We start from the raw sequence: 6,598 nt of genomic DNA on the forward strand, positions 1-6,598 counted from the left end.
GTTCCGCCCGCCACCATGCCGACCGTGAAGCCGAGGGAGAGCAGCGTGCCCGAGATGCCCAGGGCGCGGTCCCACGCGACGTACCGCGATGGGACGAAGCCGCACGACTCACTGGACTCGATCCCTATGCTCGTCATACCCGCGACACCCAAGATCACACAATGCCTACTTTGTTGGGCAGACGTACGACCTTGATCGCTAAAGCATCGGGCGAATGCATGACCTGCCCGCAGACGACGACTGGCTCATCGAGCGCCGCCGGGCTATCGGCGCCAAGATCCTTGCCGAGCGCCGGCATCAAAACCTCACCCAGGACGCGGTGTGGATGGCTGCCGGTCTGACTCGTTGGACATACCAGCGAGCCGAGTACGGCGACGAGGTCAAGATCTCCACGCTCCTCCGTATCGCCTGGGTCCTCGATGTCCCGCTCGCCGAACTCGTGAGCTGAGCGGGCCGCCCCCGACGGGGATGCGAGGGCGGACCGCGGTTCTCAGAGACGGGTACCGACCGCGATCCGGTCGTTGCCCGCAAGGCGGACGATCGCCCGCTGGAAGATGAGCAGCCGGCGCTCGTCGAGGGACTCGACGGCCGTAAGCGGGATGGAGCCGATGCCCACCATGGACAGCACCAGGCCGAGGAAGGCCCGCTGCTCATCGTCGAGGCCGAGCGTGTAGAGGCGCCCCATCAGCCCTTCCCACCGGGCCGTCATCCGGCCATCGTGCTTCACGATGAGTGCGGCGCGGACGCCCTTATGGGCGAGGAGAGTTTCCTCCTCGGCGAGGGCCTTCGCGGCGGCGCGGTCACGGTCACCCTTGGAAGACTGCACCAGCAGTTCGCCGAGGCTTACCTCGTCGGCGGCATCTGCAGGCGCTCCGGTCGTGGTGGTCATGGTGCCTCCGTACGGGTTCGGTATCCGCCAGGGCCGAACGCGGCGGCGAGCACGGCGGGATCGGTCAGCCTCCCCGAGCCGTCCGGGCGCTCGATCCACCACCGGCCCTGCACGGAGTGCAGGACGGGCGGGCAGCGAAGGACCCAGCCAGCCGGCCGCACGGTGAAGAGGCGGAGGTCGTCGAGGTCGTCGCCGAGGTCGGGCGGCAACAGCCACCACGCGACATCGCTGTAGACGTCGCCGAGGATCGGCCCGAGACGATCGGGGCCGATCCGACGGATTGCCGCGACACTCTCAACGAGAGGCGCCTCGGCAACGCGCCACAGCGTGCCACTGGGGATCTCACCGAATTCGTCGAGCTCCCACTCGCGCAGCACCGGCGCCGGGTCAGGAGCGCTGGACAGCAGCCACTCCTGGCCTGCCTGGTGCATCGGACCTGCGGTCGGTACGGCCATAGCCAGCACGGTAGGCAGCCTCGTTGCTGCAATGTGTGACGATTTCTCGGAATTTCTACTGCCGTGTGGAGGGGTTCGCGGCCTTGCTCACATCAGGCCCAGAGCGGCCCGCGCGCGGGCGATCAGACGGTGCGCCTGGGGGCCGGTGACGGAGGCCTTCGTGAGCTCGTCCCAGACGGTTCGGTAGAGGCTGATCTCGGCCTGGTCCGTCAGCCGGAGCTCGGCACCGATTGTCTCCACCATGACCAGCTGGTCGTCGAACATCCAGAATCCATGCGTGGGGACGACGGTCAGATCGGCGCCGAGCGGCACGATGCCGAGCTCCACCGTGGAGATCCCGAAGGTCCCGGCCAGACGGTCCAGTTGGCCCGCCATCACGTCGCGTGGGAACAGGAGCATCTGCAAAGCCGCCTCCCAGATCAGGAAGTGGAAGCGGCGGCCCGGGCTGTAGAGGGCCTGCTGGCGCTGTATCCGGGCGTTCACGCCCGCCTCGATGTCCTGCGTGGTGCGGTGCAGGGCCGTGGTGCGCAGGAACATGTGCCGGGCGTACTCAGGGGTCTGCAGGAGTCCCGGGATCACGGCCGCTTCGAAGTTCCAGATCTCGGCCGACGCGCTCTCGGTCGCGTGCCACGCCTCCTGACGGGCCCGCACACCCGCGGTCAGCTGGCGGCGCCACGACGCGTAATGCGTCTCCAGCGTCCGCAGACGGCTCGTCAACTCCGGCAGGACATCGACGGCCCCCGCGGCTGCAGCCCACGCCTCGAGGTCGGCCACGGTCGGCGCCTGCTTACCCGTCTCGATCTTGCTGACCTTCGACGCCGGCCAACCCAGCTGCTCGGCAAAGGCCTTGCCAGTCAACCCAGACTCGGCGCGCAGCTCACGAAGCCGCGCGCCGAGCGTGATCCGGGCTGTCTGGTAGTCGCTCACCGGGGAGGCGCGTTCTCCTTCTGGTAGTCCTCGAAGGTGATCGCATGGTGCCACGCCGCGCCCTGCCACTGCACGTGCCGGAGGACGTCGGCGGGATCGTCCGAGAGCACGACCCCGAGGAAGCGGTCATGCTCGCCGAACTGCAGCCGGGCCACGGTGCTGCTGTCGAACAGCCAGTAGTCGTACGCCGGCAGCGCCAGCACGTCCGCCTGGCGGCGGGACAGGTAGCGGATGTCCTCACCGACGCCGAGGTTGTAGGGCGTCCCCCACAGCTCGAACCGCAGGTAGTCCGAGGGCGGTTCGTCGATGACGCGGACGCGCTCCACCCGCCGGCCGGTGCCGGTCACCTCCCGCATCAGGTCGAGCCACGGCTCGAACCAGTCCAGGCCCGGGTCCTCGCCCGCGAGGAAGCGCCGGTATGGGTCGTCCTCCTCGGGGATGCCGTACGACGTGCGCACCTCGAGCCGGTACGCGGTGTGTTCGACGTCCCGGAAGAGCTGCAGGAAGGCGTCGCTACTGACCAGCTCAGACACCCGTCACCTTCCCGGCGTGCAGCTCGAAGAGGATGGCCGGCACCACGACCGCGTCTTCGCCCTCTTTGAACTGCAGGAGTTCGCCGCGCTTGCCGGCGTCGGTGAGGGCGACGCCCTGGACGACGATGTCTCCGGTCTCGGTGTCACGGTAGAAGGAGGGGCAGCCCCCGCCCTGCGAGGTGTTGCTGCTGCCGAGGAACTCGAGCGCCATGATGTCCACCCTTCGTGGCTGTCGGGATGCTCAGTGTGCTCGGTCTGGCCGGAGAAAGGGCGCCCGTTGCTCGAAATTTCTCCGATTCCCCACGCTCTCAACCGAGTTGCTAGCAAGCGGGCAAAATCCCGCTGCTGTCCCCGGACATGACGAAGGCGCCCCCGCCCGGCGAGAGCCGGTGCGGGGGCGCGATGCCTTCAGGTCAGGAGGGTGCGGGTCCCATGTTGGCGACCCAGATGGCTCCGGAGTAGCCGCCACCGACGTAGAGCTTCTGGTTCACGCCGTCGGCCGGCCCCTTGTACGCGAGGACGATGGTGGCGTGGCCGGAGCCGTCGACCTCGCCGGCCTGGACGACGAACTCGCGCACACCCGCGATGCCAATGAACGCTGGCTGCGGGTACATCGGCGCATAGCCCTCGGCCTCCGGAGTGGCGCCGCCGGAACTGACGTAGCGGGAGACGCCGCCGCCGGCGGCCTTGATGCCCATGTCGAGGTAGATGACGCCGCCGGTGCGCATGAACGAGGGGCTGAACCAGAGCAGGTCGCCGACGCTCGCGGCTACCGAGGTGCCGATCTCGATCCCGCCGGACGCCGTGACGATCGTCCAGGATGCCGCCGCGGTGAGCGTGATGATCTGCCGGTCGATCCGGCCGTCCGTGCTGGCGGCCACTGCCCCACCGCCAGCCTGTGCCACCTTCCGGTCGACGTAGGCCTTCCGGGCCAGCTGATTGTCGAACTCCGGGTCGAAGCCGGGACCCAACGGGATGCGCTCGCCGAAATTCTTCTCGCCGTCGATGATCTGGTCGCCAGTTGTCCGGACCACGCCCGTCAGGGCTGCCGGGTCGATCAGCGTCGCGTAGCTGCCGACCACCGGATCCGGCACCACCACGTCCGCCAGGACCACGCTCGGGGAGGCCTTGGGCAGCCTGATGTACCGGACCCAGTTCGGGGCGTTGGTGAACTTGCTGGTGACCGTGTACGTCCAGTCGTACGGCGACATCCCGGTCGCGTCGGTGGCCACCAGGCGCACGCTGAACGCGCCGTCGACGAGCGGCACCGAGACGCCCCCGCCGAAGGTGAGGTCGTCCTCGCCGATCGTCACGAGGTCCGGCCCGGTGATGAGTAGCTTCCCCTCGATCCATCGGCCGTCCGGCAGCGTCAACGGCACCCCTGAGGAGACGGTGACCTTCTCCACACCCGCAGGCAGCGGCATGGTGTGCTCCCTTACACGTACTGGCGGCGCGTCGGGTCGAGGCCGACAGCGAGCGGGCTGGACGAACCGCCGCCGCGCGACGGTGAAGGGTCCGAGGGCGCCGGGCTCGGGCTGTCGGAGCAGTCGTAGCGGGGCGCGTCGTCTGGTGAATCCGTGGTGCGCTGGCAGGTGTAGGTGTGGGTGACGCTCTGGGCGTCGGTCCATTTCCATATCCAGCCGGCGGGCGGCTGTCCGGGGGCACCGTCCTTGCCGTTAGTTCCGTCTTTGCCGGGTGCTCCGTCCTTGCCCGGCACGCCGGCCTCGCCGGGCGCGCCCGATGCTCCGGATGCGCCCGGCGACGGGGTAACGGTGGGCGCGGCCTGGCCCGGCAGACCCCGCGGACCGCGTGGTCCGGTGGCACCGGTGGGGCCCGGGATGGGAACAGGAACCTTCGCGCGATCGGGCAGGTTGTCCACGGCGCGCGACGGGTCGGGCGCAGCCGGTGTACCGCCCTTGGCGGTGATCTGGGCGCGCAGGACGCGGACGTCGGAGGCCAGGGTGGTGACGGCCTCGCCCCGCCGGTTGGCCTCCGCCTCGAGGGCATCCGCTCGGTGCGCCTCGGCGTTGATGCGCAGCCACACCAGGACGACCGCGCCGCCGAGGACCAGGAGCACGGCGGCAACGGCCAAGGAGCGCCACCGTTGGGCGAGTGCGTGCTGTGCATGTACGCGGGTCACGGGGGTTGCCCTCCCAGTTCGGTGATGCGCTGCAGCAGCCGGGCCTTCTCGGCGGTGAGCTCGGCGATCTGCGTGTGCAGGCCCGCCTTGTCGGCCCGCTCGCTCGCGAGCTCGGCGTACGCCGCGGTCAGCCGCTGCTCGGTCTCGGCGAGCTTGGTGACCGCGGCGTTCCGCTCCTCTTGCAGCTGGTTGACGAGCGAGTCGTAGGAGACGAGGACCTGGCCGGTCACGCCGACCCGGTTCTCACCCCTTTTGCCGACGAGCGCGCCTATCGCTGCGGCCAGCCCAACGGCGATGGTCCCGATGGCACTGACGGTGGCAGCGTCCACGCGCTCCTCCTGGTGGTCGATGGTGAACGCGACCGTGGTCCTGCGGCCGGCGTCACTCCGTACGGGTCTCGCTGCGGTAGCCGGTCAGCGGAGGCAGAGCGTTGTCGACGCTCGGGTACTGCGGCGGCCGGGCCCAGCCGAGCAGGACGCCGGCGATGGTCTGCAGCTTGCTGCCGCGCAGCTTCGTGCCGAGGATCTCCAGCAGTCGGAAGACCAGGTAGTAGGCGACGACCAGGACGAGGCTGACGACGTAGGTCACCTTCTCCGAGTCGATGGTGATGCCGGCCTTGACCAGCAGGGTGAGCAGCCACCCCGCGACGAAGGGGACGACGGTTCTCATGGTGGAGATGAACAGAGCGGGCATTGATCTTCCTTTCTTCGCAGGTCAGGAATGGTGTGGGGAAGGCCGGTTATGAAATGGCCGCGAATTCCACACCACGGGGTCAGGCGGGGATCCACACCCCGCCATGAACGAAGCCGTGCAGGCCGCAGCACCGCCACAGCAGGGACGGCTCGAGGTGCAGCGGCTCACGGGAGACGAGGGTGTGGGCCCCCGTACCGGCGGCCACCCAGCAGCCGTCGTGCACCTTCAGCTCGGCAGGTACGTCCTCGAGCGCAGTGCACCAGTGCCAGAACGTCGGGTTGGGCTCGGTGGTCAGCCAGCCGTAGTAGATGTCGTCGGTCAGCCGGGTCATGCCGACCATCTCGAGGCTCGGCCAGTCCGATGGCGGGACGCTGCGGTCGTGGCCCATCAAGCGACCACGGTGAACAGCCCGGTTTTGACGCCGAGGTAGTTAAGGGACTTGCTGCCGGGGATGCCGTTGGCATCCTTGCCCGCGTAGCCGAGATACCGCTGCCAGGCGGCATACGCGCTAACGGTGGCCGATCCGAAGGAGCCATCCCCGGCGTACGTCTTGCCGAGGTAGCCCAGCTTGACGAGGGCGGCCTCGACGAGGTTGGTGCCGGCCATATATGTGACGTGCCCCTGCCGCGCCTTGGGGTCGGTCTTCGCCGCAGTGATGAGCCGGGACAGGTCGACCTTCGGCAGGGACGGCTTGGACGGCGTGCTGCTGCCGCCCGGGGTGGTGGCGAGCTGCTTCTTCACGTCGGCTCGGAAGGCGTCCATGTCGAAGCTGGGGTCGACCTTGCCGGGCTGTACCTCCTTGTGCCCGGCGACGGACTTCTCCGTCCAGCCGTGTGCGCGGCACAGGGCCGCTGCCCACAGCACGGCCTGGTGGTACTGGGCGTCCGGGTAGGGGTCCTTGCCGTTGCCGAGGTTCTCGATCTCCAGGCCGTACAGGCAGTCGTTGCCGTCGGCGTTGGCC

12 protein-coding genes are annotated in these 6,598 nt (G+C 68.9%); 1 reads left to right on the plus strand and 11 read right to left on the minus strand.

Annotation, left to right across the window (positions count from 1 at the left end; translation table 11 throughout):
- Nucleotides 1-214 precede the first annotated feature (214 nt).
- The gene (locus ABZT17_RS44705; RefSeq protein ID WP_356357928.1) at nucleotides 215-448 is read left to right on the plus strand and encodes a helix-turn-helix transcriptional regulator; all 234 of its coding nucleotides are present in this window, start codon (nucleotides 215-217) and stop codon (nucleotides 446-448) included.
- Nucleotides 449-490: 42 nt separating this feature from the next.
- Here the strand turns inward: ABZT17_RS44705 and ABZT17_RS44710 are convergent, their stop codons facing one another.
- The 11 genes from ABZT17_RS44710 to ABZT17_RS44760 all read right to left on the minus strand — a co-directional run.
- Nucleotides 491-889 (minus strand): hypothetical protein, encoded by a 399-nt coding sequence (locus ABZT17_RS44710; protein WP_356357929.1) that lies wholly within the window; start codon nucleotides 887-889, stop codon nucleotides 491-493.
- Nucleotides 886-1,344: a hypothetical protein gene (locus ABZT17_RS44715; protein ID WP_356357930.1), complete on the minus strand. Its 459-nt coding sequence runs from the start codon at nucleotides 1,342-1,344 to the stop codon at nucleotides 886-888. The genes ABZT17_RS44710 and ABZT17_RS44715 overlap by 4 nt, the downstream gene beginning before the upstream one ends.
- 87 nt (nucleotides 1,345-1,431) lie before the next feature.
- Nucleotides 1,432-2,271 (minus strand): helix-turn-helix transcriptional regulator, encoded by an 840-nt coding sequence (locus tag ABZT17_RS44720; protein WP_356357931.1) that lies wholly within the window; start codon nucleotides 2,269-2,271, stop codon nucleotides 1,432-1,434.
- Complete coding sequence (locus ABZT17_RS44725) at nucleotides 2,268-2,804, minus strand: DUF6879 family protein (protein WP_356357932.1); 537 nt, start codon at nucleotides 2,802-2,804, stop codon at nucleotides 2,268-2,270. Before ABZT17_RS44725 ends, ABZT17_RS44720 begins: the two co-directional genes overlap by 4 nt.
- The gene (locus ABZT17_RS44730; RefSeq protein WP_356357933.1) at nucleotides 2,797-3,015 is read right to left on the minus strand and encodes a hypothetical protein; all 219 of its coding nucleotides are present in this window, start codon (nucleotides 3,013-3,015) and stop codon (nucleotides 2,797-2,799) included. Before ABZT17_RS44730 ends, ABZT17_RS44725 begins: the two co-directional genes overlap by 8 nt.
- A gap of 202 nt (nucleotides 3,016-3,217) precedes the next feature.
- Nucleotides 3,218-4,228 (minus strand): hypothetical protein, encoded by a 1,011-nt coding sequence (locus tag ABZT17_RS44735; protein ID WP_356357934.1) that lies wholly within the window; start codon nucleotides 4,226-4,228, stop codon nucleotides 3,218-3,220.
- 11 nt (nucleotides 4,229-4,239) lie between these two features.
- A complete protein-coding gene (locus ABZT17_RS44740; RefSeq protein WP_356357935.1) occupies nucleotides 4,240-4,896 on the minus strand; it encodes a collagen-like protein in 657 nt (218 codons plus the stop codon).
- Nucleotides 4,897-4,940: 44 nt separating this feature from the next.
- Entirely contained in the window at nucleotides 4,941-5,273 is a 333-nt protein-coding gene (locus tag ABZT17_RS44745; protein ID WP_356357936.1) for a hypothetical protein, read from the minus strand.
- 52 nt (nucleotides 5,274-5,325) lie between these two features.
- Nucleotides 5,326-5,637: a hypothetical protein gene (locus tag ABZT17_RS44750; protein ID WP_356357937.1), complete on the minus strand. Its 312-nt coding sequence runs from the start codon at nucleotides 5,635-5,637 to the stop codon at nucleotides 5,326-5,328.
- Nucleotides 5,638-5,716: 79 nt separating this feature from the next.
- A complete protein-coding gene (locus tag ABZT17_RS44755; RefSeq protein WP_356357938.1) occupies nucleotides 5,717-5,968 on the minus strand; it encodes a hypothetical protein in 252 nt (83 codons plus the stop codon).
- A 56-nt stretch (nucleotides 5,969-6,024) separates the two neighbouring features.
- Nucleotides 6,025-6,598: N-acetylmuramoyl-L-alanine amidase (locus ABZT17_RS44760; protein ID WP_356357939.1), on the minus strand; the 574-nt coding region annotated here is incomplete at its 5' end.

The sequence above is a fragment of the Streptomyces sp. NPDC005648 genome, assembly GCF_040605395.1.
Classification (GTDB): domain Bacteria; phylum Actinomycetota; class Actinomycetes; order Streptomycetales; family Streptomycetaceae; genus Streptomyces.